Consider the following 26,401-nt stretch of genomic DNA (forward strand, 5'->3'; position numbering starts at 1 on the left):
GGAGACATCGCCTTGACCCACCTGACCCGACGCGCTGCCCTGTTCGGTGCCGCCGCTGTGCTGACGCCCTGGCACGCCACCGCGCAGGACGCACGCGGTACCGTGCGCCTGATCGTGCCGTATCCGCCCGGCGCCGCCACCGATGCGCTGGCACGGCTGCTCGCGCAGGCGCTGCAATCGGAGCTGGGCGGCAGCATGATCGTCGAGAACAAGGGCGGCGCGGCCACTCAGATCGGCACCAAGGCCATCGCCGTGGCCAAGTCCGATGGGCAGACCCTGGGCTTCGTCGACACCTCCTTCGTCATCAACCCCGGGCTCTTCGGCGCGGCGCTGCCCTACCGGACGCCGCAGGACTTCACGGCCATTTCGCTGCTTGCCACCGCGCCCCTGGTGCTGGTGGCGCACAAGTCGGTTGCGGCCACGGACATGAAGGGCTTCCTGGCGCTGGCGCGGGCCCAGCCGGGTGCTTTCGGCTTCGGCTCGGCAGGCGTGGGCAGCGCACCGCATCTGGCGGGCGAGCAGTTCAAGCGCGTGGCCCAGGTCGACGTGCGGCATATCCCGTATCGAGGTGGCTCCACCGTCATCACCGACCTCATCGCGGGCCATGTGCAGTTCGGCTTCACCACGGTGCCGACCATGCTGGACCACATCCGCGCCGGCACCGTGCACGCGCTGGCGGTGACCGGTACCCAGCGCGCCGCCCAACTGCCCGAGGTGCCCACGATGGCCGAGCTGGGGATGGCCGGCGTGGACACCAAGCCGCTCTTCGGGCTCATCGGCCCAGCGGGCTTGCCCGACGACCTGGTGCGGCGTCTGGGCGATGCGACGACTCGGGCCGTGCAGCGCGGCGACCTTGGCAAACGGCTGGAGGGCCTGGGCTTCGAGCCCGTCGGCAGCAGCCCCGCCGTGTTCGCCGAGCGCATTCGCGCCGAGATCGCCAAATGGACCGAGGTCATCCAACGTGCCGACATCAAGCCCGCCTCCTGAGCGCTACCCGCTGCCGCAGGCCACCGATGGCGCGTCCTTTGCGGCGCTGCAGGCCATCACCGGTGCGCGTGGCAAGCTGCCGCGTCCGTACGGCGCGGCGCTTGGCGCGCCCGACGGTGCGCTGGCCCTCGATGCGTTGTCGCGGTCGCTGTGGCGATCGAAGACGCTGCCGACCGACCTGCGCGAGGCGATCTATCTGCTGGTCGCGCGGCAGTCTGCCTGTGCGCATCAGTGGCGCAACCACCTCGGCCCGGCACGCACCGCGGGCGTGTCCGAGGCCGATCTGCAGGCCATTGCACGGGGCCGGCCCCTGCCTGCCTCGTCCCGGCTGGCAGACGGCCTGGAGTTCGTGCGGCAGCTCTGCGAAGAAGGCCGCGTGAGCGACGGCATCTGGGCCGCGGTGCGCCAGCGCCACGGTGCTGCCGGCGTGGCGGAACTGCCGCTCTTCGTGAGCCTGGCGCAGGCCATCGCGTGGCTCATCAATGTGCAGCACACGGATGCGCAGCCCGACGAGGCGCCCTGGACGGCCTGAGGGCTATCGCACGCAACCGGAGACCTCTCTCATGATTCCGAGAACCATGTTCGATCGCCGCCGCGTCCTGGCCGGCCTGCTGGCCCTGATGGCCGCCGGCGCAGGCCCGGCGCATGCCCAGGACAACGCCTATCCCAGCCGCCCGGTCAAGCTGGTGGTGGGTGCCCCGCCCGGTGGCGCGCCGGACACGGTGGCACGGCTGGTGGCCCAGCGCATGCAGCTGGGCCAGCCGGTGGTGGTGGAAAACCGCAACGGCGCCGCCTCGCTCATTGCCACCGAATACGTGGCCAAGGCGCCGGCCGATGGCTACACGCTGTTGCTGACAAGCCAGACCGGGTTGGCCGTCTCGCCCATCATCAACCGCAGCAAGGCCTTCGACGGACGCCGCGACTTCACCGGCGTCGGCTACATCGGCAGTGCGCCGCTGGTGCTGGTGGCCGGGCCGGCGCTGCAGGCCAACACGGTGGCCGAGGTGATCGCGCTGGCCAAGGCCCGGCCGGGCGCCCTGGACTATGGCAACGGCGGCGTGGGCACGTCACCCTACATGGCGGGTGCGCTGTTCTCCGTCATGACCGGCACGAAGATCACGAGCATCCCCTTTCCGGGCGAGCAGGCCGCCATGGTCGAGATCATGGCCGGCCGGCTGCCGATGATGTTCGCCAACGCGGCCTCGGCCATGCCCCACATCAAGGCCGGCAAGCTGCGCGGCCTGGCCGTGACCAGCGCCGAGCGCGTGGATGTGGCGCAGGGCCTGCCCACGGTGGCCGAGTCGGGCGTGCCCGGCTTCGAGATCGGCACCTGGCTCGGCGTGGTGGCGCCGGCCGGCACGCCGGGACCGGTCGTGACGAAGGTGCATGAGGAGTTGCGTCGCGTGGTGCAGCTGCCCGAGGTCCGCGAGGCGCTGGACCGCCTGGGCTTCGTGCACGAGGACAAGGACCTGGCTGCCTTCAACGCCTTTCTGCGCGCCGACCACGACAAGTGGGCGCGGCTGATCCGGGAAGCCGGCATCAAGGCCGAGTGAGCCTGCGCGGCATCCCTTCACGTTCCTCATGAAGCACTACACCTACGCCGCTTGCCCGGTGCCGCCGGGCCGGGCCGGCATCCTTGGTGCCTGGCATTCGACACCCGCCTTCGAGGTTCCGCCCGATGCCTGCGATTGCCATGTGCATGTGTTCGGCCCGCGCGAGCAGTACCCGCTGGCCGAGGACCGCACCTTTGCGCCGGGCGTGGCTTCGGTCGACGACCTGTTGCGCATGCATGCGCGCATCGGCGTCTCGCGCGTCGTCATCGTCCAGGCCAGCCCTCAGGGCCTGGACAACCGCGGCGTGCTCGATGCGATGACCGAGCTGAGCCGGCGCGGCCATGCCGCGCGTGCCGTTGTTGTCCTGCCGCCCGACACGGACCTGGGGACGCGGCAGGCCCTGCATGCGCAGGGCGTGCGTGGCCTGCGTGTCAACCTGCAGTCCTATGGGCAGACCGACCCGCAGCTCGCGCGTCGGCGCCTGGAGGCGGCTGCAGCGATGGCCGCCGAAACGGACTGGCATGTGCAGACCTACACCACGCTGGCGGTCATCGAGGCCCTGCAGGCCGACATCGCGCGGTTGCCGGTGCCGCTGGTGGTCGACCATTTCGGCCTGGCCGACCCGCGCCTGGGCGAGGCCCAGCCCGGTTGGTCGGCGCTGCTTTCACTGGTGCGGCAGGGGCAGGTCTACGTCAAGCTGTCGGCGCCGTACCGGCTGGTCGAGACGGTGGGCGGAGAGGACGGCGCCACCATGGCGCGGGCGCTGATCGAAGCCAACCTGGATCGAATGCTCTGGGGCACCGACTGGCCGCACACCGGCCCCTTTCCGGGTCGGCCGCGCGAGCGCGACGGCGTGGACCCCTTTCATCCGGTGGACAACGGAGCACAGCTCTCGATGCTGGGCCGCTGGACCACGCCGGCGGAGCGGCAGCGCATCCTGGTGGACAACCCGACCGCGCTCTACGGCTTCTGAGCGGTTCCCGACTCAACGCGCCACCGCAGCCTGCAGCGGCGCCGTCGCCTCCATGAGCACGGCGATCAGTCGCTCCTGCTCCTGCACCACCTCCGCCATGGGCCCGCCCACGCTCAGAGTCATGGGGCGCTCGCCACGCGGCACCGGCAGCAGCACCGCCAGGGCGGCCGCGCCGGGCACGGAAGTCCCCAGCGACAAGGCATAGCCATTGCGGCGCGTCTGCTGGCGCTCGCGCAGCACCGCGTCGAGCGCCAGCACCTGCCGCGCGTCGGCCTCGGTGGCGTTGACACGGCGCAACAGCAGGGCGATCTCGCGCTCGGGCTTGAGCGTGAGCAGCATCTTGCCCGTGGCACTTCGAAACAGCGGCCGCAGCGAGCCGGTCTTGGCCGTGAACCGCCCCTCCCGCGTGGCCTGGAGCACGTGCAGGTAGCGCACATGCATGCCGTGCTGCGTGCCGATCATCACGGTATGGCCGGTCTGTTCATGGACCCGTTCCATCAGGCCGAGCAGGCTCATCTCGCTGAACAGGTGTTCGCCGACCCAGCCCGTGGACAGCAGGATGCGGACGCTGGGCGCGAACATCCCGGTGCGTGCGTCGTGGTCGTAATAGCCGGCCGCCACCAGGGCGCGCAGCAGCACGGAAGTGCTCGATTGCGGCCAGCCCAGCGATTGCGACACCTCCTTCACGCTGGCCGGCTTGCGCCACTCGGCGAAGAACTCGAGCAACTCCATGGCCCGTCGTGCCGACTTCACCGAAGGTTCGGACATTCATATTCCTGATGTTGAATCACGTATGTGATTCTGCGCGCTGTGGCGGCGTGCGCTTCGTATTCTGGGGCCATGACCTCAAGCCCGCCCGCCTCGAGCCCGCCCCATCTGGAAGTGGCCGAGGGCATCGCCTGGCTGACGCTGCGCCGTCCGGCGCACCGCAACCGGCTGCACAACGAAGACCTGGTCTTCCTCATGGAAAGCTTTCGGCGCGTCGACGCCGATCTCAGTGTCCGGCTGCTGGTCCTGCAGGCCGAGACGCTGGCCGAGCGGCCGGTGTTCAGTGCGGGCTACCACACCGGCGAGTTCGATGCCGGTGCGCCGCCGGTGCGCTTCGAGGAAGTGGCCGATGCGCTGGAGCGCCTGCGGCCCGTGACGCTGTGCGTGCTCGAAGGCAGTGTCTATGGCGGTGCGACCGACCTGGTGCTGGCCTGCGATCTGGCGCTCGGGGCCGAGGGCATCGAGATGCGCATGCCTGCCGCAGCGCTGGGGCTGCATTACTACCCCTCGGGCCTGCGCCGCTATGTCTCGCGCATCGGGGTTGCGGCGTCGCGGCGCGCCTTCCTCACGGCAGAGGCACTGGACGCCGCCACGTTGCTGCGTGTCGGCTATGTGCAGGAACTGCTGCCACGCGCCCAGCTGAGGCCCAGGGTGCATGCGCTGGCGACGCAGATCGCCTCGCTGGCACCGATGGCGCTGGAGATGCTCAAGCAGTCGCTCGCCGAGCTGGCGCGCGGCGAGTGGGCCCTGCACCGGTTGCGCGGACGCGAGGAGGCCACCATGGCCAGCGAGGACTTCGCCGAAGGGCGTCGTGCCTTCCAGGAAAAGCGGGCACCGCAATGGAAGGGGCGATGAGATGACCCGGATTCAGGCTGGCCAGGCACTGGCTTCGCTTCGTGTGCTGGATCTGTCGCGCGTGCGCGCCGGCCCGACCTGCGTGCGCATGCTGGCGGACTTCGGGGCGGACGTGGTGCGCATCGAGCCGCCGCCAGGCATCGATGCCAACGACAACATGTTCGTGGACGACCGCGAGGGTGGCGACTTCCAGAACCTCAACCGCAACAAGCGCTCGCTCACGCTCAACCTCAAGAAGCCCGAGGGCATGGCCGTGCTGCGCCGCCTGGTGGCCACGGCCGATGTGGTGGTGGAGAACTGGCGGCCCGACGTGAAGCAGCGGCTGGGGCTGGACTATGCGTCACTGCGGGCAATCAATCCCCGCATCGTGCTGGCCAGCATCTCGGGCTTCGGGCAGGACGGACCCTATGCCTGGCGCCCGGGCTTCGACCAGGTGATCCAGGGCATGGGCGGACTCACGTCCGTGACCGGCTTTCCGAGCCAGCCGGTGCGCGCCGGCATCGCCGTGGCCGATTCGAGTGCGGGACTCTATCTGGCGCTGGGCATCTTCGCGGCGCTGCTGGAGCGCGAACGCTCGGGCGAGGGGCAGTGGGTCCATACCTCGCTGCTCCATTCGATGATCGCCATGATGGACTTCCAGGTGGCGCGCTTCCTCAACGAGGGCGCGGTGCCGCAGCCCTGCGGCAACGATCACCCGACGGCCAGCCCCATGGGCCTGTTCCGGGCACAGGATGGCCTGCTCAACCTGGGGGTGGCGGGCAGCGGCAACTGGCGTCGCTTCTGCGCGGCACTGCAGCGGGCTGACTGGCTGGATGACGAGCGATTTGCCACCGAGCGCGATCGCATCGTCCATCGGGCCGCGCTGACCGAGGCCATCGAGGCGGTGTTCGCGCAGCAGCCGGTGGCCCATTGGGTCGAATTGCTCAACCGGGCCGGCGTGCCGGCCGGCCCGCTCTACACGGTGCCCCAGGTGTTCGACGATCCTCAGGTGCGCCACATGGGCGCCACCGCCCAGGCCCGCACGCGCAGCGGCAAGACCTGCACCTTCGTCACCCAGCCGGTTCATCTGGCCCGTACCCCTGCCTCGGTGCAGGCCGCGGCGCCCGATTGCGGCGAGCACAGCGACGAAGTGCTGCACGAGGCCGGCCTCACGCCAGACGAGATCAGACGGCTGCGTGCGCAGGGCGTCGTCTAGCGCGGTCCGGCATCCACAAAAACACGACGAAGGAGACATGTCCATGCAATCCCACTGCGCCCTCCGCGGGCTCGGCCGCCGCCACTGGCTGGCCCTGGCGGCCCTGACCCTCGTCGGCGGCCATGCGCCGCTGCGCGCCCAGGCCTGGCCTGAGCGGCCCATCAAGATGATCGTGCCTTTCCCGCCCGGCGGCGGCGCGGACAACGCCGCCCGCTTCTTCGGCGAGAAGCTCGGCACGGCCCTGGGCCAGCCCGTGGTGATCGACAACCGGCCGGGCGCCTCGGGCAACATCGGTGCCGAGCTGGTGGCGCGCGCGCCGGCCGACGGCTACACGCTGCTCTTCGCCAACGAGTTCCTGGCCACCAATCCGGCGGTGTTCAAGGCGTTGCGCTACGACAGCCTGCGCGACTTCGTGCCGGTCGCGCGCGTGGCCAGCTCGGCCTCGGCCATCGCGGTGCATCCCTCGCTGCCTGTGAAGACGCTGCAGGAACTGGTGGCCCTCGGCAAGACCCGGACATTGAACTACGGCTCGCCGGGCGTCGGCACCGGGCCCCACCTCTATGGTCAGCTGATCGCCTTGAACACCGGGGCCAAGTTGAACCATGTGCCGTACAAGGGCACGGCGCCCGCCATCACGGATGCGGTGGGCGGCCAGCTGGACTTCGTCATCTCCACCGCGGCGCCCATGGTGCCGCACGTGCAGTCGGGCAAGCTGCGGGCATTGGCCGTGACCGGGGCCCAGCGCTCGGACCAGTTGCCCGAGGTGCCCACCGTGCTGGAGACGCGGGTGGTCAGCGATCCCTATGACGTGTGGTATGGCCTGCTGTCGCCAGCCGCGGTGCCTGCGCCGGTGCTCGAGCGCCTGCAGCAGGCCTCGGCCCAGGTGATGCAGGACGCGGACCTCAGGGCGCGCCTGCAGAAGGCGGGCTACGAGCTGCGGACCGTTTCCGCCGCCGAGTTCGGCACCGAGATCCGCCGCGACCTGGATCGCTGGACCCGCGTGGTGCAGCAGGCCGGGATCGAACGCGAATGAGCGGACCGACCATGCGGGCCTGGTGGATCCGCACCGGTGCGGACACCATGGTGCTGGAACTGAGGGAAGTGCCGCGGCCCGCGCCCGGCCCAGGGCAACTGGCGCTGCGCATCGAGGCGGCGGCGCTCAACCGCGGTGAATTCATCGCCGGCCATGGCCTGCATGCCACCGGTGCGGCGGCGCGGCCTGCGGGCTTCGAGGCCGCAGGCACGGTCACTGCCGTCGGGCCGGACGTGCAGGGCTGGCAACCCGGGGACCGCGTGATGGGGCGCTGCGATGGTGCTTTCGCCGAGCATGGCCTCATGGAAGTGGGCGAGGCCTTTGCCATGCCGGAGGCCCTGAGCTGGGAGCAGGCGGCCTGCGCCACCGTCACCTACCTCACGGCGCACGACATGCTGATGGCCCAGGGCAGGTTGCGCGCCGGCGAATGGCTGCTGGTGACGGGCATCGCGTCGGGCGTGGGCGTGGCCGCCCTCCAGGTGGCGCGGGCATTGGGCGCACGGGTGATGGGTACCTCGGGTTCGTCGGCCAAGCTGGAGCGCCTTCGGGCACTCGGGCTGGACGTTGCACTGCACACCCGCGGTCCAGACTTCGTGCCCGCCGCGCGTGAGGCGAGCGGCGGCCGTGGGGTGGACCTGGTGGTCAACACCGTGGGCGGCTCGGTGTTCGGCGCCTGTGTCGAGGCGCTGGCTTTTCAAGGCCGACTGGCCACTGTCGGCTATGTGGATGGCGTGGTCGCCGCGCCCCTGGACCTGATGGCATTGCACAAGAAGCGGCTCATGCTCTTCGGCGTCAGCAACAAGCTGCGCACGGTGCCGCAGCGCGTGGCCGCTGCCCAGGCCTTCGGTCGCGAACTGCTTCCGCTGATGGCCGAGGGCCGGCTGCTGCCGTTGGTGGATTCCGTCTTTCCTTTCGATGGCCTGGAGCATGCCCGCCAGGCCATGTTGTCCGGCCGGCACATCGGAAAGATCGTGCTGCGCATGGGCTGACCGCCACCGCTTTCATCGGAGATATCACCCATGGTCCAGATCCTCAACCTGCGCGATCTGCAGATGATCGAGCGCGTGCATGCCCGTGGCGGCCGCTTTCGCTACTACCCGCTCCTGGCTGGTCAGGAAGGCGCGCCCGGCAACTTCTTCCTGCAGTTGTCGAACACCTTCGACGACTTCGCGTCGCCGCGCCATCGCCACAACTTCGATCAGGTGCGCATCCAGCTGCAGGGCGACGCCGACTTTGCCCGCGACGGCGTGATGCGCCCGGGGACCATCGGCTACTTTCCCGAAGGCGTTTTCTATGGTCCTCAGACCATCGCCGGCGAGTCGCTCACGCTGGTGTTGCAGTTCGGCGGCGCCAGCGGCAGCGGCTACCTGTCGGAAGCCGCCTTTCAGCGGGGCATTGCCGAACTCAAGCAGAAAGGCCGCTTCGAAGGTGGCATCTACAAGGTCGACAAGCCGGAGGGCGGCACGCGCAACCAGGACGCCTACGAAGCCGTGTGGGAGCATGTGAACGGGCGCCGCCTGCGATATCCGGAAGGTGAAGGAGCACAGGCCCCGGCCTTCCTCCAGCCGGAGGACTTTCCCTGGCAGCCCAGCCCCGGCGAGCCGGGCGTGGAGCGTCGATTGCTGGGACGCTTCTCCAGCGCGCAGACGGCGTTGTCGGTACTGCGGCTGGCGGCAGGCGCCAGCGCGAGCCTGTCGCCCAACGCCGTGCTCTTCGTGATGAAGGGCAGCGGCGATGTGACGACTGGCGAAGACAAGCCGCCCCAGGGCGACTGGGAACGGTATTCGTCGATCTACACAGGCGACAGCGCCGTGCGCCTCGTTGCATGGACGGAGAGCGAAGTCGTGCAGGTGCGCCTGCCTCAGCTCTGACACCACCACGGGGGTCGACGCCTCCGACGCGCGACCTGTGGCGCAGCGGTCGCAGCAGTCAGCCCACGTCCCCCGGCCGCGGCGGCGCCTTGCGACCGGTGAGCATGGCCTTCACCAGGTTCTCGCGATGCGCGATGCTGGTGAACACCACGCCGCCCACATGCAGCGCGACGAGCGCCAGCAGCGTCCAGCCCAGGGCGGCATGGAGCCACGCCAGCCAGCCGTAGCCCCAGAACAGGTCGGTGGTGTAGAGCCAGCCGCTCGCACCCAGCAGCCCGATGCAGCCCAGCAGGGCGAGCACCATCCAGCCACCCAGCGGGTTGTGGCCGATGTAGCGGGGCGCGTTGCCGCGCAGCACCTGCCGCGCATAGCCGAGCGTGTCCGCGCGCGATCGCACGAACTGTCCGAAGCGGGCATAGCCCCCGCCCGCCAGACCGATGGCGCTGCGCACCACCGCTGCGGCCAGCGCGACGTAGCCGGCCACTTCATGGACGGGGCCCAGGTCCTCTCTAAAGGCCCAGGCCACGATGACCGACGCGATCAGCCCGAGGTGCAGCAGCCGCACGCTGCGGCTCCAAACGCGGAACTGCTGCCCGGCCTCACTTCTCTTCGACACGTTCCAGCGTCTTCGGGTCGAAGAAGGCTTCGACGCGCTTGCCCTGCGGGTCCTTGCCGTAGACCTCGTAGCAGGTGGGCGTCATCTCCATGCGGCGCACGGTCCAGCCCTCCTTGACGAGCTTGGCCTGCAGGTCGGTGTGAGGCTTCCATTCGGCCTTGGGCGAGGCGGGGCACTGCACATTGCCGTGGGCAAAGGCGGCACCGGCGGCGCAGAGCAGGACGGGAGCGAGAACGTGGCGGATCATGGTGGGAAGGCCTTGCTTGTGGGGTTTGAAGGAGATCGCGGCGCGCAATCGCTTGCGCGACGGCTCGGACGCTGTGAATGACGGCGACACGGCCGGGCGGGCATGGCGGGGGTGCACCTCTGCTCAGGTCAGCGCCCAGCGGCGCAGGAGGTTGTGGTAGACGCCGCTCAGCTGCACGAGGCGCCGGTCCGCGGCCGGCAGGTCGGCGCCGAGCCGCTGGATGGCCTGGTCCAGGTCGAACAGCAGCGCGCGGTCGGTGGGGTCGGGCACCAGGCTCTCGATCCAGAAGAAGGCGGCCAGCCGCGCACCGCGGGTCACGGGTGTGACCCGGTGCAGGCTGGTGGAGGGGTAGAGCACCAGGTCGCCGGCATCGAGCTTGACGGCCTGCACGCCCGAGGGGCCCTCGATCTCCAGTTCGCCGCCGTCGTAGTCCTGCGCGTCGGCCAGGAAGAGGGTGGCCGACAGGTCGGTGCGCAGGGCGTCGCTCGTGCCGGGCAGCTGCATCACCGCGCTGTCCACATGGGCGCCGTAGGTGCCGCCGTCGGCATAGCGGTTGAAGCGCGGCGGAAAGATGCGCCGGGGCAGGGCCGCCGAAACGAACAGCGGATGCCCAGCGACGGCCTGCAGCACCTCCAGTCCCAGTGTCTGAGCCAGCGGCGATCGCTCGTCGAGCTGCTCGTTGTGCTTGACCTCGCGCGCCAGGCTGCCGGCCGTGTCGGCCCCGGCGCGCCAGGGCTGCGCCTGCAGCTGCCGCGCCATGTCGCGCGCGGTGTCGCGGGGAAGGATCTGGTCGATGGTGAGCAGCATGGGCAGCGGGGCCTCAGGGGATCGCGTTGAAGTCCGGCACGGCAAGCAGCCGGTCGGGGCCGATGTCGGCGACGCTGGCGCAGCCCGCCACCGCCATGCAGGCCTGGAGCTCTTCGCCCAACAGTTGCAGCAGGTGGGCCACGCCCAGCGCACCGGCCGCGGCCAATGCATAGAGCTGCAGGCGCCCGACCAGCACCGCGTTGGCGCCCAGGGCCAGCGCCTTGAACACATCGGCGCCGCTGCGGATGCCACCATCGAAGAGCAGCGGGACGTGGGAGCCGATGGCCTCACGCACGGCGGGCAGCAGCGACAGGCTGGGCGCCACGCCATCCACGGTGCGACCGCCATGGTTGGAAACGACGATGCCGGCGCAGCCGGCGTCCGCCAATGCGCGCGCGTCGGCGGGATCGAGCACGCCCTTGACCCAGACCGGCAGCGTGGTCGCGCCGCGCAGCCAGGCCAGGTCCTCATGGCGCGCCGACTGGGCCATGGCCCCCTGGAAGATCCGGCTTGCCCCTGCGGGCAATGCCGAAGCAGGGACCCCGATGCTTCCATGCGCGGGCACGCAGTCGGCCGGCATGCGGAAGCCCGCGCGCAGGGCGCGATGACTGGCCAGCTGAATGCTCGCGTCGAGCGTCAGCACGATGGCGCCGTAGCCGGCCGCTTCGGCACGGCGCAGCAGGGCCAGCGTGTCCTCACGGCGTGGCTGCAGGTAGAGCTGGAGCCAGGGCCGAGGTTGGCCGGCTTCGGGCGACAGCAGCCCGGCCACTTCTTCCAGCGGCGTGGTGGCCAGCGTGCTCAGCAGCAGGGGGGAGTGGGTCGCCGCGGCGGCGCGGGCGGTCTCTCGCTCGCCGCGCGGATGCACCAGCTTCTGGAAAGCCACGGGTGCGAGACCGATGGGTTGCGCCCACACTTCGCCCGCGATGCGCACCCGCGTATGGCCGGTGCGCAGGTCGCGCAGCACGCGCGGCACGATGGACCAGCGGCCGAAGGCCGCGCTGTTGGCGCGCGCCGTCCAGTCCTCGCCGCTGCCACCGGCAATGTAGGCGAGCCGATCGGCCGGAATGCATTGCTCGGCCAGCCGCTCGTAGTCGCGCGCCGCCAACACGCCGGGCGGGATGCGCTCGGGCGGTGCCGGGATGGTGGACGGGGGCGACGCGGACATCATCATGAAGAAAGCCAGGCAGGGCCTGGCATTGGATCAGAAGCCGCAACAACACAGGGGCCCGCGGGCCCCGTGCCGCGGCAGCGCGTCAGAACTCGTAGTCGAAGGTCACCCGCACGGCCCGGCCATCGCCCTTGTAGAGGAAGGCGCCCGAGCGGTAGACCGCCGTGTAGTAGTCCTTGTCGGTGGCATTCAGCACGTTCAGGCGGATGTCGGCGTGCTTGTTCAGCCGGTACGAGGCGAACAGGTCATACACCGTGAAGCCGGGCACGGGCTGCGCGCACACGCCGTTGGTGAAACCGGCACCGGTGTCGGGCTGGCCGCCGCAGCGCTTGCTCTCGTGGCGGGCCACGCCGCCGATGGACAGATCCGGCGTCAGCTGGTACTTGGCCTGCAGCGTGGCGGCGCGGTCGGCAAAGTTGGACAGCGGCAGGCCCACGTTGGTGGCCGTGGCCGAGGCCAGCACCTTCGACTTCATGAAGGTGGCGCCGGCCTGCACCGTGAGCTTGTCGGTCACGTTGCCCACCAGGCCGAACTCCACGCCCTGCACCCGGTTCTTGCCGGTGTTGAAGGTGCCGACGGCGTCGTAGTTGGCGCCTTCCATCACGTCCTTCTTGGTGGTGCGGAAGGCGGCGGCCGTGAACAGCAGCTTGTTGTTCAGCAGGTTCCACTTGGTGCCGATCTCCAGGTTCTCGGAGGTCTCGGGCTTGGCGCCTGCGGCGCTGCCCTGATAGATCACCAGGCCGCCGTAGCCGGCGCTGGTGCCGGTGTCGGACTCGCCGCCGTTGATGTCCTGCGCCGTGCCGTAGCTGGCGTAGACCATGCCCGCCTCGCTCAGCTTGTACGACAGGCCCAGGTGGCCATTCCACAGCGTGTCGGTGTATCCGTAATTGCCGGTGGCCAGGCCGGTGGAGGCGCTGGTGGTGAGCAGGCGGAAGTCGGTGTAGTCGGCGCGCAGGCCGCCGAAGGCCGTCAGGCGATCGGTCAGGTCCACCGTGTCCATCACGCTCAGGCCGGTGGACTTGACGTGCCAGTCGCGGGTGCGCGGCGTGCGGGTGTAGCTGCGGTTGGCCAGGTACCCGACGCCGGGCACCGCATTGCCCAGGGCATCGTTGATGCACCAGGCGTTGTTCACGCGGCTGGTGGCGCTGTTGCGGCAGTTGTAGGCGCCGGCGTTGGTGACGTTGTAGCCGCCCGAGATCACCTGGTGGTCGGTGTACTCGACGCTGAAGATGAACTCGTTCTTGCGGCCGGCGATCTCGGTGTCCCAGCGCAGGTTGCTCTGGTGGGCGAAGTAGGTGACGTCCTGCCAGCCGGTGTGCCCGTTGTCGATGGTGCCGGCCAGGTAGCCCTGGTTGCTGCCCAGCGGATAGACCGTGCGGCTGGAGGCGCCGGTGGTGGCATAGGCGTTCTCGCTGCGGCCGTAGCGCGTCAGGCTGTTGAGCTTGAGGTTGTCGGCGAAGCGGTACTGCACGCGGGCGGTGACGGTGTCCACGTCCGACTGCAGGAAGTCGTTGGCCTGGGCGTAGAGCGGCACGTTCTTCGCGGGGTAGCGGAAGGGCGCGGTGCCCACCAGGTAGCTGCCCAGGTCGGGGCGCTTGTCCTTGGCGCGCAGGCCGTAGTAGTCCAGCGTGACCGACAGGTCCTTGTTGACTTCCCACAGACCCGACAGGGCCAGGCCGTCGCGGCGGCGGCTGGAGCCGTCGCGGTCTGGCACGCCCTCGTTGCCGGTCAGCACATTGGCGCGCAGCGCGAAGCTGTCGGTGAAGCCCTTGTTGAGGTCGGCGGTGACGCGGTGGTACTTGTCGGTGCCTGCACCGGCCGAGATCCGGTAGAAGTCGTAGTCCAGCGTGGCCTGCTTGGTGATCGCGTTGATCGCGCCACCGGCCGAGCCGCGGCCGGCGAAGCTGGAGTTGGGGCCCTTGGTGATCTCGACCTGCTCGATGGCGAAGCTCTCGCGCGTGGTCATGCCGGGGTCGCGCAGGCCGTCGACGAAGACGTCGCTGCGGGCTTCCTGGCCGCGGATGATGTAGCGGTCGCCGAAGGCGTTGCCGTTCTCGCCGGTACCCAGCGTGATGCCGGGCTGGGCCGCCAGGATCTGCTTGAGGTCGGTGGCGCCGGAGTCGTCGATGGCCGTCTTGGTCACCACCGAGATGGTCTGCGGCGTCTCTGCGAGTGGCCGGGTGTGGCGCGTGTCGCCCGAGGTGCGGGCCTTGTAGGGCACGCCGCCTTCGGCATTGGGATTGGGGTCGATGGCCTGTTCCTGCACCGTCACCGCCGGCAGGGCGGCGGCGGGCGGCTGGGCCGCGGTCTGGGCGAGGGCGCCCAGGGGCAGCAGGGCTGCGGTGGACAGGCTGGCGGCCAAGCCGTCGGCCATCCGCAGGCTCCGAGGCCGGCGCGTCGCGTTGTTTTTCATGGTTCTCCGCTCCGTGGGTTTGTAAGCGGACGCGATTCTCATTGGCAATCGTTCGCATTTCGATCCTCGGGACGGGCTTCGCGTGTTTGGGGCGATCTGCTTTACAGAGCGTTTACATAATGTGCGTATTTCTGTCGCGCATCAGCAACAGGCACGGCTTTTCTGGCCTTCCGGACCACGTGCGGTCAGGCCGCTTTCGGCTGTGGAGCACCAAGAAAAAGAGCCGCCAGGTGCTTTGACACCTGGCGGCCCTGAAAAAGCGCACCTGCTCCTCTGTGCGTGGAACAGGCGGCAGCAATGTGATGCGGCGAGGAAGTCTGCTTTCTCTGCCTCGCCGCCACTCACGCTTGCAGCCCTTCTGTGGGTGGTCGGTCCCTCCTGCGCTTTCCTCCCTGCCCGTCTACGCGGAACCTGGGAAATCTAAGCGCCAGCTGAGGCCGACCGTAAGTCAAACGGATGAGCCGGCGATCTCACCGTCCCTGGCTGTCCGCGGCCCAGTCCTGGGCCACGCGGGTGGCGAGTGTGCGCAGCGCGTCGCCCAGTTCCTCGGCCACCACGGCCACCGGAAGGGGCGTGGACAGGCTCACGTTGAGCACATAGGCCGCCCCATCGGCCGATGGCAGTGGGGCGGCCAGCGCCACGACCTCCGGCTGCCAGGAGGCGGCGCAGAAGCCGCGGCTGCGGACCTGTCGCGCTGCATCCTCGATCTCGGCCGACAGCGCGGGCCACTGGCTGCCGCGGCGTTGGGCGATCGCGCGCAGGACGGCCTTGCGGCGGGCGGCGGGCGCCACGGCCAGATAGGCGCGGCCCAGTGAGGTCAGCTCCATCGGCACGCGCTGGCCCGACACCACGTGCCGCAGCGCCACGCGTCGCGCATAGCGGATGGATTCGAGGTAGACCATCTCGTCGCCGTCCGGCGCGGCCAGGCCCACGTTGATGCGCCGTGATTCGGCCAGCGCGCGCATGTGGGGGGCGGCCACGGCCAGCACGCGCGAGCCAGCCCGCATGGCATGGGCCAGGCTCAGCACCGGCGGTGCAAGCCGGTAGGCGCGCGAGGCGGCCTCCCACTGCAACAGGCCGCAGCCGACCAGCGTCTGCGTCAGCCGGCTGACCGTGGCCTTGGGCAGGCCGGTGCGTTCAGCCAGCTCGCTGTTGCCCAGAAGTTCGGAGCCGGGCCGGAAGGCGCGCAGCAGCGCAATGCCCCGCTCCAGGGAGCGATTGGCCGGCGAGAGGCCGGGTTTGTCGGTCGGGGTTTCGGCGGTTCCAGGCATGGCGGCGGGCTCGCAGGCGAAGGGGCCAGGAGCTTAGAGCAATTCCACGCAATGGAACATGGGCCGCTCGCCGCCACCCGAACGGTCCTAGAGTCGCCCCACGGCCTGACGCTGCCTGCCACTGCATCCGGCCACCAAGACCACCACGGAGACAGACCATGATCGAACGCCTTCTGCGTGCAGGGCGAGCCTGCCTTTTCGCCCTCGGCGCCCTCGGCCTGGCGGGTGCCGCATCGGCCGCCTACCCCGACCATCCGATCCGACTCGTCGTGCCCTTCTCGCCCGGCGGCGGCACCGACCTGATCGCACGTACGCTGGGCCAGGAGATGTCCAAGTACCTGGGCCAGCCGGTGATCGTCGACAACAAGCCCGGCGCCGGCACCCTGATCGGCACGGACAACGTCGCCAAGAGCCCGGCCGATGGCTATTCGGTGGTAGTCGCGTCCTTCGCGCATGCGGTCAACCCTTCGCTCCAGCCCAAGCTGCCCTACGGCAGCAATGCCGCGTTTGCGCCCGTGATGCTCATCGGGCGCGGCCCCAATGTGCTGGTGGTGCGGCCCGACAGTCCCTACAAATCGGTGGCCGACCTGGTCGCAGCGGCCAAGGCCCGCCCCGACAAGCTCAGCTATGCCTCGCAAGGCACCGGCACCTCGGCCCATCTCGCTGGCGAGATGCTGGCCAATCTGGCCAGGTTGAAGCTGGTGCATGTGCCCTACAAGGGCGCCGGCCCGGCCCTCACCGACCTGCTGGGCGGTCAGGTGGACATGATGTTCGCCACGGCCGCCGCGGCGTCCGGCTTCGTCGACAGCGGCAAGCTGCGCGCGCTGGGCGTGACCACGCCCGAGCCCTCGCCAGCCTTCAAGGGGGTGCCCGCCATCGCCGCCACCGTGCCGGGCTACCAGATGGAAAGCTGGTATGGCCTCTATGTGCCCGCCGGCACGCCGCCCGCCGTCATCGAGCGCCTCGGCGCCGCCGCCCGCAAGGCGGTGCGCACGCCCGACTTCGCCCGCAAGATCGAACACGAAGGCCTGGTGGTCAGCGGCGGCACGCCCGCCGAACTGGCCGCCTACGTGCAGGCCGAAGAGGCCCGCTGGACTCGCATCGTCAAAGAGAACGGCATCAAGCCGGATTGAACAGAAACCGGCCCACGCCACCCCGCACTGGAACCCCGCCATGACCTACGACTTCATCACCCTCTCGGTCGAGAACGCCATCGCCACCCTCACGCTCAACCGGCCCGACAAGCGCAACGCCATGAGCGACGACATGCGCCGCGAGTTCGCGCATGCGCTCGAACACGTGGGTGCCGACAAGTCCATCCGCGCCCTGGTGCTGACCGGCGCCGGCAAGGGCTTCTGCGCCGGCGGCGACATCGCCGGCATGCAGCGGCGCATGAATGCGCCCACTGGCGAGGTCGGCTTCAACGGCTGGCACCGCCAGCAGCGTGTGCACCAGGTGCAGGCCCTGCTGCATACCTGCCCCAAGCCGGTGATCGCCGCCGTCAATGGTGCCGCCTCGGGCCTGGGCGCGGACACTGCGCTGGCCTGCGACTTCATCATCGCCAGCGAATGGGCCAGCTTCACCTGGTCGTACATCCACCGCGGGATCATCCCGGACGGCGGCGGCATGTACTTCCTGCCGCGCCGCGTGGGTCTGCCCAAGGCCAAGGAGCTGATCTTCACCGGCCGCCAGGTGAAGGTGGACGAGGCCCTGGCGCTGGGCATCGTGGACCGCAAGACCTCGGCCGAGACGCTGCTGGCCGATGCCCAGGCCTGGGCCGCCGAGTTGTCCTCCGCCTCGTCCACCGCGCTGGCGCTGACCAAGTCCATCCTCGACCAGAGCTTCGAGCTGTCGTCGCACGATGTGTTCGCGCAGGGCAGCCAGGCGCAGGGCATCTGCTACACCAGCAGCGAGCACCGCGCCTCGGTCGAGGCCTTCCTGGCCAAGACGACCGCCAAGGAGTGAGGCCATGAGCGACGCCATCGCCAGACTCCTGTCGCCGCGCAGCGTGGCGGTGATCGGCGCATCGGCCGACCCGAAGAAGACCTCGGGCCGGCCCGTGGCCTACCTGCGCAAGCATGGCTATGCCGGGCGCATCCTGCCGGTCAACCCGAAGGTGGCGCAGATCGACGACCTGGTCTGCTACCCCGACATCGCCTCGCTGCCCGAGGTGCCCGAGGTGGCCGTGGTGCTGCTGGGTGCCGAGCGCGCGCATCTGGCCGTGAAGGAGCTTGCTGAGCGCGGCTGCGCCGCGGCCATCGTGCTGGCCAGCGGCTACACCGAGACGGGCGAGGAGGGCGCACGGCGCCAGCAGCAGCTGGTGCAGGCCGCGGGGTCCATGCGCATCCTGGGACCCAACACCATTGGCCTGGTCAACCTCACCGACGGCATCGTGCTCTCGCCGTCCGGCGCGCTGGAGATGGACCACTTTCCGGTGGGCGGCATCGGCGTCGTGTCGCAAAGCGGCGGCATCCTGGGCTCGCTGCTGTCGCGGGCGGCCGCGCGGGGCATCGGCCTGTCCAAGCTCATCGCCACCAGCAACGAGGTCGACCTGGAACTGGCCGACTTCATCGAACACCTGGCCGACGACCCGGCCACGCGGGTCATCGCGCTCTATGTGGAGGCGGTGCGCAACCCGGCGCGCTTCCGGGCGGCCTGCCTGAAGGCGGCGCGCGCCGGCAAGCCGGTGGTGGCCTTCAAGATCGGCCGCTCCGAGGCCGGCGCGCAGGCCGCCGTCTCGCACACCGGCGCCATGGCCGGGGCCGAGCGCATGTACGACGCGCTGTTCCGCCAGGTGGGCGTGATCCGCGCGCAGAGCTTCTCGGATCTGCTGGACATCCCGGCGGCGCTAGCCACCGGCCGGCGGTTGCGCGGCCGGCGCGTGGCCGTCCTCACCTCCACCGGCGGCGCGGGCACCCTGGTGTCGGACGACCTGGGCGTGGCCGGCTTCGAGACGCCCGCGCCCGATGCCGCCACGGCCCAGGCGTTGCGCGCCCTGCAGACCGGCAGCGAGGCCGTGCTGGACCGCAACCCGATTGACGTGACCCTGGCTGGCCTGCGGCCCGACCTGCTGCGCGGCGCCATCCGCGCCCTGCTGGCGAGCCCGAGCTACGACGCGCTGGTGATCATCGTGGGCAGCTCCAGCCTGGCCATGCCCGAGCTGCTGGCCGGCGCCATCCAGGACTGCCTGCCCGATTCCGACAAGCCGGTGATGGCCTATGTGAGCCCGCATGCGCCGGAGATCGGCGCGCTGCTGACGCGGCGGGGCGTGCCCGCCTTCGCGGCGGCCGAGAGCTGCACCGCGGCGCTGGCCGGCATGCTGCATGCCGCAGGCTTCGAAGCGCCCGCCGACGTGGCCGCCGCGGGGGTGCCCGTCGATGCCGGCGATCTGCCCAACGGCTCGCTGGACGAGGCCGCGGCCAAGGCCGTCTTCGCCCGCTTCGGCGTTCCCTGCGCCACCGAGCGCGTCGTGCACGATGCGCGCGAGGCCGAGGCGGCGGCGCGCGAGCTGGGTGGGCGCGTGGTGCTCAAGATCCTTTCCTCGCAGATCACGCACAAGAGCGACGTCGGCGGCGTGGCGGTTGGCCTGGACGCGGCCACCATCGGACCACGACTGCCGCAGATGGCCTCGGAGGTCGAGGCCCGTGCCGGCGTGCTGCCGCAGCGCTTCCTGGTGCAGCAGATGGTCTCGGGCGGCACCGAGCTGATCCTGGGCCTGCACCGCGATGCGCTGGGCACGGCCGTGCTGCTGGGCATGGGCGGCGTCACGGCCGAGCTGTTCCAGGACACGACCCTGCGTCTGTTGCCCCAGCAGGACGGACGGCTCCTGCCGCTCGGCCGCGCCGATGCGCTGGCCATGGCGCAGTCGCTCAAGACCTGGCCGCTGCTGGACGGCTTCCGCCGCCGGCCCAAGGCCGACGTGGCGGCGCTGGTCGATGCCATCGTGGCCTTCTCCGCCATGGCCGCGCAGCTGGGCGAACGCATCGTCGAGGCCGAGATCAACCCGGTGTTCGTGCTGCCTGAAGGGCAGGGCGTGCGCGCGGCGGACGGTGTGCTCGTGCTGGCCTGAAGGCAGACTGCGCGCATGACACCTGAACTTGCATCGCTCTCCATCGATTTCGCCACCCGCGCACCGCGCGCCGCCCGGCTCGACGCGCTGGCCCGTCAGCTGGACCTCGGTCCCATCGGAGGCCGTGTGCGCTGGCGGGGATGGGGCCTCGACGGCAGGCGCCGCCCTCCGCTGGTGCTGCTGCATGGCGGCCACGGCAACTGGATGCACTGGGTGCGCAACATCGAAGCGCTGGCCGAGGAGCGCGCCGTGTGGGTGCCCGACATGCCGGGCTATGGCGACTCCGATGCCGTCGACGAAGGCGGGCTCGACACCCTGCTCGGGCGGCTGATGGCCGGCATCGCGCAGCTGCCCGACGTCCCGGAGCGGGGCGTCGACCTGGCCGGCTTTTCCTTCGGCGGGCTGGTGGCGGCCCATCTGGCGGCGCGGGCGGCCGAGGCGCCCGCTTCGAACGAAACGGCCGTGCACGTGCACCACCTGCTGTTGCTCGGCCCCGCCGGCCATGGCGGCGCGCGGCGTCCTCGCGGTGCCCTGCAGGACTGGCATGCCGCCGCGCAGGCGCAAGACACCGCAGCGCTCACGGCCATCATGCGCCACAACCTGCTCATGCACATGCTGCACGACGACGCAGCCATCGACGACGAGGCGCTGGCGCTGCACACGCGGGCCTGCCAGGCCACCCGCTTTCGCAGCAAACGGCTGTCGCGGGCCGGCGGCCTGCAGGCGCTCATCGCTGCGCATGCCGGCCCGGCGGCGGCCGTCTGGGGGGCGCACGACGTGACGGCCGATCCGGCCGAAGCCGCCGCGCTCGTCGGCTGCCCGGCGCAGGTCATTCCCGCCGCCGGGCACTGGGTTCAGTATGAAGCGGCGACGCAGGTCAACGCCTGGCTGTGCGAGGCGCTCGGCGGCTGAGGCAGCGCTCCACCCGTTCCCCGTCTTCTTCCCTGGTCGCCATGCATGCCATCGACGTCTTCGCCCGCCATGCCACCGAGTTCCGCGACCTGCGGCTGAACGACGAGGTGCTGCACCATGCCAAGCGTGCCGTCATCGACTGGCATGCGGCGCTGTTTCCCGGCCTGGATTCGCCCCCCATGCCCCAACTGCGCCGTGCACTGGCCGAGGACCTGGGTCGGGGCGGCGCCCGGCTGCCGGACGGTTGTGCCGCCACCTGGCGCACCGCGGCCCTGCTCAACGGCACGGCGGCGCATGCGGCCGAGGTGGACGACAGCTTCCGCGACGCCATGTACCACCCGGGTGCCGCCACCATCGCGGCGGCGCTGGCCACGGCGCAGCAGGTCGATGCCAGCGGCCTGGACTTCCTGCGCGGCGTGGTGCTGGGCTACGAGGTCTCGACCCGGATCGGCGTGGTGCTGGGACGCGCGCACTACCGGCACTGGCACAACACCGGTACTGTCGGCACCTTCGGCGCGGCGGCGGCCACGGCCGGATTGCTGGGGCTGCACGGCGCGCCCTTCGGCCATGCGCTGGCCACGGCCGCCACCTTCGCGGCGGGGCTCCAGCAGGCCTTCCGGATGGACTCCATGTCCAAGCCCTTGCATGCCGGCCGCGCCGCCGAGGCCGGCGTGCTGGCTGCGCAACTGGCCGCCGAGGGCGTCACCGGCTCGCGCGATGTGCTCGACGGCGAGGCGGGCCTTGGCCGGGCGATGAGCGATGGCCCCGACTGGGCCGCGGTGGGTGAGACGCTGGGCCGCGACTTCCACATCACGCGCCTGACCTTCAAGAACCACATCGGCTGCGGCCACACCTTCGCCGCCATCGACGCCGCGCTCGAACTGCGCCGCCGACATGGCCTGGTGCCGGCGCAGATCCGCCGCGTGCGCGTGGCCACCTACCGCCCGGCGCTGGACATCGCCTGCTATGCAGATCCGAAGACCGAGAACGAGGCGCGCTTCAGCCTGCCCTTCGTCGTCGCCACGGCGCTGGTGCACGGCAGCGTACGGCTGGATGCCTACACGCCCGAGCGGCTGACCGATGACCGCACCCGGGCGCTGATGGCCCGCATCGAGGCCCGGGTCGACGCGGAACTGGACGCCGCCTTCCCCGGCCGCCGCGCGGCCCGTGTGGAGATCGAGACCCAGGACGGCCAGCGCCACACGTGGCTGCAGCCCGACCGCAAGGGCGACCCCGAGCTGCCCCTGTCCGATGCCGAGCTGGAGGACAAGCTGATGGAGCTGGCGGCGCCGGTGATCGGCCGGGGCCGTGCAAAGGCGCTGCTGGCGGGCGTCTGGGGGTTGGAGCGAGCCCCCAGCCTCGCCGCGCTGCAGGCGGTCTGACTGCACAAGGCCGGGCGTCCGGGTGCCCACACCTGGGGTCCGTCGATGGCCTGGTCGCCATTTCCCCTCGGACGGCTCGAATCGCCCGCACCGCGCCCGCTGCCTGTGCCGACGCGTGCACCGGGATTCTTATCAGGCCGACGTCTGCTGCTGGCTTGTAGGCCGGTCCAGATCCACGGACAACACGTCAGCCGCCAGATGCTCCAGCTGCTTCATCGTCCAGTCCATCACCTGCCGCTCGGTGATCGTGCGCTCGGACAGCCATGCCAGAACCAGCTGGTCGTGAAAGCCGACCCAGGCGCGCAGACAGACCCGCACCGCGGGCGTCGGCGCCTGCACGCCCAGCGCATCGCACACCCGATCGATTGCTTCCTGGCGGGAGGCCTCCCAGATCGCGGCCACCTTGGCGTGCGTGGCCACGTTGTGCGAGCGAGCCCGGAAGAGTGCGTCCCCCTCGCGCTGCTTGACCGAGCGCAGGTGCGCGCGAAGGAAGGATGCCACCTGTTCACGCGCGGTCCTGCCACGGAATGAGGCCAGCTGGACCTCGTTCATGCGCTGCGCGGCCACCCGGCTGACTTCGGCGTAGAGCTCCTCCATCGCACCGAAGTGATGGAACAGCAGGCCGTGCGCCACGCCGGCCTCGCGCACGATTTCTGCGGCCGACACGTCCATGAAGCCCCGGCTCGCGAAGAGCCGTTCGGCCGCCTCCAGGATGCGTTGCTTGCCCGTGGGCGCCTTCGCATCGGCAGCCTCCTTCTTGCGGCGTTGCGGGCGGCTGGCGGTGTCACTCATGGATTCAATGATAGGTGGGGCGCACCGGGGGCGCGCCCGTTGCTTCAGGGAAAACCAGCAACGCAGTCCGTGCGTTCGACATTAAGCTGACTGACAGTCAATCAGCAGATCAACATTCTGTCCATGTCGAGCATCAAACTTTCCGCAGATGGCGAGGCCCTGCGCCCTGACGTCCTGATCGTGGGCGGCGGGCCCTGCGGGCTGGCCGCGGCCATCGCCCTGGGGCGCTGTGGCGTGCGCACGCTGCTGGTCGAGCGGCATGCCTCGACCAGCTTCCATCCCCGTGGCCATGTGGTGAGCGCCCGGACGATGGAGATCCTCAGGACCTGGGGGCTGGACGACGCCGTGCGCGCACGCGGCATTCCGCAGGACCGCAACCAGGGCGTGGTCTTCGTGCGTTCCGTGGCAGGCGAGGTCATCGGCGAGATCAACACCTATGTGGATCCCCAGCGCAATCGCCTCGCGGAATCGCATGGCCCCAGCGCCAAGACCTCCTGCCCGCAGGACGTGCTCGAGCCGGTGCTGCGCCGCGCTGCGGAGTCGCAGACCTGCGTCGATGTGCGCTTCGGCACGCAGCTTCAGGACCTGGTGCAGGACGAAGAGGGCGTGCGCGCATGCATCCTGGGCGCCGACGGCGTCGCGCACACCGTGCATGCGCGCTATGCCATCGCGGCCGACGGCGCGCGGGGCGCCCTGCGCGAGAAGCTCGGCATCCCGCTCGATGGGGATGAGGCGCTGGGCCAGCAGATCGGCGTCTATTTCGAGGCCGACCTGTGGCCCTGGGTGCAGAAGCGCCCCCACCTGCTCTGGTGGATCTACAACCCCCAGACCGTGGGGGTGCTGATCGCGCTGGACGGTCGCCACCGCTGGACCTACAACTTCGGCTACGACGCCTCCCGCGACTCGCCGGAGCGGTTCACGCCCGAGCGCTGCGCTGCCATCGTGCGCGCGGCCATCGGCGTGCAGGACCTGCCGCTGCAGGTGCGCGATGTGCGCGCCTGGCGCATGCAGGCACGCATCGCGCGGCACCTGCGCAGCGGACGCGTGTTCCTGGCCGGCGATGCGGCGCATCCGCTGCCGCCCACCGGTGGCCAGGGCATGAACACCGCCGTCGGCGATGTCCACAACCTGTGCTGGAAGCTGGCGCTGGTGCTGCGCGGCCAGGCCGACGCTTCGATCCTGGACTCGTACGAGGACGAGCGCCTGCCGGTGATCCGCTTCAACGTCGAGCAGAGCGTGCGCAATGCCCGGCGCATGGAGCGCGCCGGCCTGGGCGGCATCATGAAGACGCACGAGGACTTCCGCGAGGAAGACATCGCCCGCATGCGCGACGCGATCCCCGGCCAGCGTGCGCACTTCGACTACCACGGCCAGACCTTCGGCTATGGCTACCGCTCCAGGCTCGTCCTGGGCGCCGACGCCACCGTCGCCGCACCGGAGGTCGACACCTATGTGGCATCGGCCGCGCCGGGTCGGCGCGCGCCGCATTGCTGGCTGCGCCGCGCCGAAGGCGGCGTCACCGTCTCCACCGTCGAGCTGTTCAAGGACCGTTGCTTCACCCTGCTGGCAGGCCGCGAGGCACAGGCCTGGCAGGCGGCGTTCCTGAAGGCCGCTGTGTCGGCCGGCCTGGTGGCCCAGGCCTTCGCCGTCGGACCGCAGGGGGAGCTGATCGACCACGGCGGCGCATTCCACGACCTCTACGGCATCGGTGCCGACGGCGCGGTCCTGGTGCGCCCAGACGGCCACGTCGCGTGGCGCAGCCAGGGCGCGAGCGACGACGCAGAGCAAACCATGCGCCAGGTGATCGGCGCGCTCACCGGCCGGCCGGCCGCCTCGCAGGCCGCGCCGGTCCAACCGTTTCAGAAAGGCCAGGCATGAACACCTCTCCCGCCACCACCGCCGCTGCCACCGACATGCCCGTCGTGCGGCCCCGCCGGCTCGCCCACATCGCCTTGCGCACGAACCGGCTCGACGACCTCGTGGCCTGGTACTGCACGGTGCTCGGTGCCCATGTGGCCCATGCCTCGTCCAAGGTGGCCTTCCTGACCTACGACGACGAGCACCACCGGCTCGCGCTGATCGCGCTGGAGGAGTACCAGCCGCGGGACGACGCCTTCCGCGTAGGGCACTACCACACCGCCTTCGCCTACGACTCGCTGGCCGAGCTGCTGGGCACCTACGAGCGCCTGCGCGCGCTGGAGATCCTGCCCTACCGCGCCATCAACCACGGGCCCACCGTGTCCTTCTACTACGCCGATCCGGAAGGCAACCAGATCGAGCTGCAGGTCGACAGCTTTCCCGATGCCGCGGCCACCAACGCCTGGATGCGCAGCGAGGCCTTCCGCCGCAATCCGATCGGCATCGACTTCGACCCCGACGACATGGTGCGCAGGCTGCGCGCCGGCGAGCCGGAAGCCCGGCTGCTGCGTCGCCCCGATTCGCTCGACTGAACCCACCCCAGAAGAAGGAGACACGCATGCCCCACACCCTCATCCGCCGCCTCGCGATCGGCACCGTCCTGGCCGTGGCCTCGCTGGCCGCCTCGGCCCAGGCCACCAAGGCCCGGCTGGTGCTGCCGGCGCTCTCCGTGCTGTTCGCCCCGGTGTACATCGCCGAGGACGCGGGCTACTTCAAGGAAGCCGGCCTCGATGTGGACGTGAGCCAGCTGGCCGGGCCGGCCGCGCTCAACGCCCTGATCGGCGGCAGCGCCGACTTCACCACCATCGCCGGTCTGCTGCAGCTGCGTGCGGCCCAGCGGGGCCAGAAGACGCTGGCCATCGCCGGCCTTCAGGAGAACGCGACGACCGAGATCGTGCTGTCTGCCGAGGCAGCAGGCCGGCTGTCGGCAGCCCGCTCGCCGGTGGAGCGGGCCCGCGCGCTCAGGGGGCTGACGCTGGCGGTGGATGCGGCCAACGGCCTGCCTCATGCCTTCCTGCGCTACGTGGCGCGCCAGGCCGGCATCGATGCGGACCGCGACATCCGCCTGGTCTTCATCGCGCCGCCGGGCATGGACGCCGCGCTGCAGAAGAAGGACGTGGACGGCTTCGCCTTCTCGAGCCCCTTCACGCTCGAAGCCGTGCGCCGCGGTGCGCAACTGTGGATCAGTGGCCCGCGCGGCGACTTTCCGGACCTGAACCCGACGACCTACAACGTGCTGGTCGCGCGCGACGGCTACTGCACCAGCGCCGCGGCCAACTGCAGGAAGATGGTCGCCGCGCTGGACCGCAGCCTGGCCCTGATCGGCACCGAGCCGCAGAAGGCCCTGGCCCTGCTGGCCAGGCGTTTCGACAAGATGGATCCCGAGCTGCTGAAGCAGGCCTTCGACAGCTTCCAGCGCAACACGCCCGCGCGCGCCATGCCCATGGGCAAGGCCTTCGCGCACACGGTCGAGACCATGTTCGGGCCGCAGGACGACAAGGCGGCGCTGTCTGCGCTCGCCGGCACGATCTACACCGATGACTTCGTGGGCGGTGCCCGTTGAGCCAGCAC

Annotated in this window: 25 protein-coding genes; 17 read left to right on the forward strand and 8 right to left on the reverse strand. The window is 70.4% G+C overall.

Translation table 11 applies throughout. The annotated features are described in order from the left end of the window. Positions 1 to 12 precede the first annotated feature (12 nt). From DFR41_RS18080 to DFR41_RS18095, 4 genes are read left to right on the forward strand one after another with little or no spacing between them, the layout of a single operon-like run. Entirely contained in the window at positions 13 to 987 is a 975-nt protein-coding gene (locus DFR41_RS18080; RefSeq protein WP_244917793.1) for a tripartite tricarboxylate transporter substrate-binding protein, read from the forward strand. Further along, positions 962 to 1,519 carry a carboxymuconolactone decarboxylase family protein gene (locus DFR41_RS18085; RefSeq protein WP_114803747.1) on the forward strand — a complete coding sequence of 186 codons (558 nt, stop codon included), beginning with the start codon at positions 962 to 964 and terminating at the stop codon, positions 1,517 to 1,519. Before DFR41_RS18080 ends, DFR41_RS18085 begins: the two co-directional genes overlap by 26 nt. Positions 1,520 to 1,550: 31 nt before the next feature. Beyond that, positions 1,551 to 2,540 (forward strand): Bug family tripartite tricarboxylate transporter substrate binding protein, encoded by a 990-nt coding sequence (locus tag DFR41_RS18090; protein WP_170159412.1) that lies wholly within the window; start codon positions 1,551 to 1,553, stop codon positions 2,538 to 2,540. 28 nt (positions 2,541 to 2,568) lie between these two features. Beyond that, positions 2,569 to 3,513, forward strand: a complete 945-nt coding sequence (locus DFR41_RS18095; protein WP_017757922.1) for an amidohydrolase family protein — start codon at positions 2,569 to 2,571, stop codon at positions 3,511 to 3,513. A 12-nt stretch (positions 3,514 to 3,525) separates the two neighbouring features. Here DFR41_RS18095 and DFR41_RS18100 read toward each other — a convergent pair whose 3' ends face one another. Continuing rightward, positions 3,526 to 4,281: an IclR family transcriptional regulator gene (locus DFR41_RS18100; protein WP_017757923.1), complete on the reverse strand. Its 756-nt coding sequence runs from the start codon at positions 4,279 to 4,281 to the stop codon at positions 3,526 to 3,528. 72 nt (positions 4,282 to 4,353) lie between these two features. Here DFR41_RS18100 and DFR41_RS18105 point away from each other — a divergent pair, with 72 nt between their 5' ends. From DFR41_RS18105 to DFR41_RS18125, 5 genes are read left to right on the forward strand one after another with little or no spacing between them, the layout of a single operon-like run. Then, entirely contained in the window at positions 4,354 to 5,136 is a 783-nt protein-coding gene (locus DFR41_RS18105) for an enoyl-CoA hydratase/isomerase family protein (protein ID WP_114803749.1), read from the forward strand. A 1-nt stretch (position 5,137) separates the two neighbouring features. Beyond that, the gene (locus DFR41_RS18110) at positions 5,138 to 6,331 is read left to right on the forward strand and encodes a CaiB/BaiF CoA transferase family protein (protein ID WP_114803750.1); all 1,194 of its coding nucleotides are present in this window, start codon (positions 5,138 to 5,140) and stop codon (positions 6,329 to 6,331) included. A gap of 43 nt (positions 6,332 to 6,374) precedes the next feature. After that, positions 6,375 to 7,364: a Bug family tripartite tricarboxylate transporter substrate binding protein gene (locus DFR41_RS18115; RefSeq protein ID WP_170159413.1), complete on the forward strand. Its 990-nt coding sequence runs from the start codon at positions 6,375 to 6,377 to the stop codon at positions 7,362 to 7,364. Beyond that, on the forward strand, positions 7,361 to 8,353 hold the full coding sequence (locus DFR41_RS18120; protein WP_231394106.1) for a quinone oxidoreductase family protein: 993 nt from the start codon (positions 7,361 to 7,363) through the stop codon (positions 8,351 to 8,353). Before DFR41_RS18115 ends, DFR41_RS18120 begins: the two co-directional genes overlap by 4 nt. Positions 8,354 to 8,383: 30 nt before the next feature. Beyond that, the gene (locus tag DFR41_RS18125; protein WP_017759834.1) at positions 8,384 to 9,235 is read left to right on the forward strand and encodes a cupin domain-containing protein; all 852 of its coding nucleotides are present in this window, start codon (positions 8,384 to 8,386) and stop codon (positions 9,233 to 9,235) included. Positions 9,236 to 9,293: 58 nt separating this feature from the next. Here DFR41_RS18125 and DFR41_RS18130 read toward each other — a convergent pair whose 3' ends face one another. The 6 genes from DFR41_RS18130 to DFR41_RS18155 all read right to left on the reverse strand — a co-directional run bounded on the left by DFR41_RS18130 (position 9,294) and on the right by DFR41_RS18155 (position 15,757). Then, positions 9,294 to 9,851, reverse strand: a complete 558-nt coding sequence (locus tag DFR41_RS18130; protein WP_114803752.1) for a cytochrome b/b6 domain-containing protein — start codon at positions 9,849 to 9,851, stop codon at positions 9,294 to 9,296. Next, positions 9,835 to 10,098 carry a PepSY domain-containing protein gene (locus tag DFR41_RS18135; protein ID WP_114803753.1) on the reverse strand — a complete coding sequence of 88 codons (264 nt, stop codon included), beginning with the start codon at positions 10,096 to 10,098 and terminating at the stop codon, positions 9,835 to 9,837. The genes DFR41_RS18130 and DFR41_RS18135 overlap by 17 nt, the downstream gene beginning before the upstream one ends. A gap of 123 nt (positions 10,099 to 10,221) precedes the next feature. Then, positions 10,222 to 10,905 carry a Fe2+-dependent dioxygenase gene (locus DFR41_RS18140; RefSeq protein WP_017759837.1) on the reverse strand — a complete coding sequence of 228 codons (684 nt, stop codon included), beginning with the start codon at positions 10,903 to 10,905 and terminating at the stop codon, positions 10,222 to 10,224. Between the two features lie 13 nt (positions 10,906 to 10,918). Then, the gene (locus DFR41_RS18145; protein WP_017759838.1) at positions 10,919 to 12,076 is read right to left on the reverse strand and encodes an alpha-hydroxy acid oxidase; all 1,158 of its coding nucleotides are present in this window, start codon (positions 12,074 to 12,076) and stop codon (positions 10,919 to 10,921) included. An 82-nt stretch (positions 12,077 to 12,158) separates the two neighbouring features. Next, positions 12,159 to 14,486: a TonB-dependent receptor gene (locus DFR41_RS18150; protein WP_114803754.1), complete on the reverse strand. Its 2,328-nt coding sequence runs from the start codon at positions 14,484 to 14,486 to the stop codon at positions 12,159 to 12,161. A 470-nt stretch (positions 14,487 to 14,956) separates the two neighbouring features. Continuing rightward, a complete protein-coding gene (locus DFR41_RS18155; RefSeq protein WP_114803755.1) occupies positions 14,957 to 15,757 on the reverse strand; it encodes an IclR family transcriptional regulator in 801 nt (266 codons plus the stop codon). 158 nt (positions 15,758 to 15,915) lie between these two features. Between DFR41_RS18155 and DFR41_RS18160 the strand changes: the two genes are divergently transcribed. The 5 genes from DFR41_RS18160 to DFR41_RS18180 are packed head-to-tail and all read left to right on the forward strand — an operon-like array spanning position 15,916 to position 22,120. Continuing rightward, positions 15,916 to 16,890 (forward strand): tripartite tricarboxylate transporter substrate binding protein, encoded by a 975-nt coding sequence (locus tag DFR41_RS18160; RefSeq protein WP_017759841.1) that lies wholly within the window; start codon positions 15,916 to 15,918, stop codon positions 16,888 to 16,890. Between the two features lie 40 nt (positions 16,891 to 16,930). After that, positions 16,931 to 17,722 (forward strand): enoyl-CoA hydratase/isomerase family protein, encoded by a 792-nt coding sequence (locus tag DFR41_RS18165; RefSeq protein WP_017761511.1) that lies wholly within the window; start codon positions 16,931 to 16,933, stop codon positions 17,720 to 17,722. Between the two features lie 4 nt (positions 17,723 to 17,726). Then, positions 17,727 to 19,826 (forward strand): acetate--CoA ligase family protein, encoded by a 2,100-nt coding sequence (locus DFR41_RS18170; RefSeq protein WP_114803756.1) that lies wholly within the window; start codon positions 17,727 to 17,729, stop codon positions 19,824 to 19,826. 15 nt (positions 19,827 to 19,841) lie between these two features. Further along, positions 19,842 to 20,738, forward strand: coding sequence for an alpha/beta fold hydrolase (locus tag DFR41_RS18175; protein WP_114803757.1), 897 nt, complete (start codon positions 19,842 to 19,844; stop codon positions 20,736 to 20,738). Between the two features lie 41 nt (positions 20,739 to 20,779). After that, entirely contained in the window at positions 20,780 to 22,120 is a 1,341-nt protein-coding gene (locus DFR41_RS18180) for an MmgE/PrpD family protein (RefSeq protein WP_114803758.1), read from the forward strand. A 132-nt stretch (positions 22,121 to 22,252) separates the two neighbouring features. On the opposite strand, the gene DFR41_RS18185 is transcribed toward DFR41_RS18180, so the two are convergent. Then, the gene (locus tag DFR41_RS18185; protein WP_114803759.1) at positions 22,253 to 22,912 is read right to left on the reverse strand and encodes a TetR/AcrR family transcriptional regulator; all 660 of its coding nucleotides are present in this window, start codon (positions 22,910 to 22,912) and stop codon (positions 22,253 to 22,255) included. A 123-nt stretch (positions 22,913 to 23,035) separates the two neighbouring features. Here DFR41_RS18185 and DFR41_RS18190 point away from each other — a divergent pair, with 123 nt between their 5' ends. From DFR41_RS18190 to DFR41_RS18200, 3 genes are read left to right on the forward strand one after another with little or no spacing between them, the layout of a single operon-like run. Further along, complete coding sequence (locus DFR41_RS18190) at positions 23,036 to 24,790, forward strand: FAD-dependent monooxygenase (protein ID WP_114803760.1); 1,755 nt, start codon at positions 23,036 to 23,038, stop codon at positions 24,788 to 24,790. Further along, complete coding sequence (locus DFR41_RS18195) at positions 24,787 to 25,362, forward strand: VOC family protein (protein ID WP_244917794.1); 576 nt, start codon at positions 24,787 to 24,789, stop codon at positions 25,360 to 25,362. The genes DFR41_RS18190 and DFR41_RS18195 overlap by 4 nt, the downstream gene beginning before the upstream one ends. A gap of 26 nt (positions 25,363 to 25,388) precedes the next feature. Then, positions 25,389 to 26,393, forward strand: coding sequence for an ABC transporter substrate-binding protein (locus DFR41_RS18200; RefSeq protein ID WP_114803761.1), 1,005 nt, complete (start codon positions 25,389 to 25,391; stop codon positions 26,391 to 26,393). The last annotated feature ends 8 nt before the right edge of the window (positions 26,394 to 26,401 follow it).

The organism is Pseudacidovorax intermedius, assembly GCF_003350475.1.
GTDB lineage: Bacteria > Pseudomonadota > Gammaproteobacteria > Burkholderiales > Burkholderiaceae_C > Xenophilus > Xenophilus intermedius.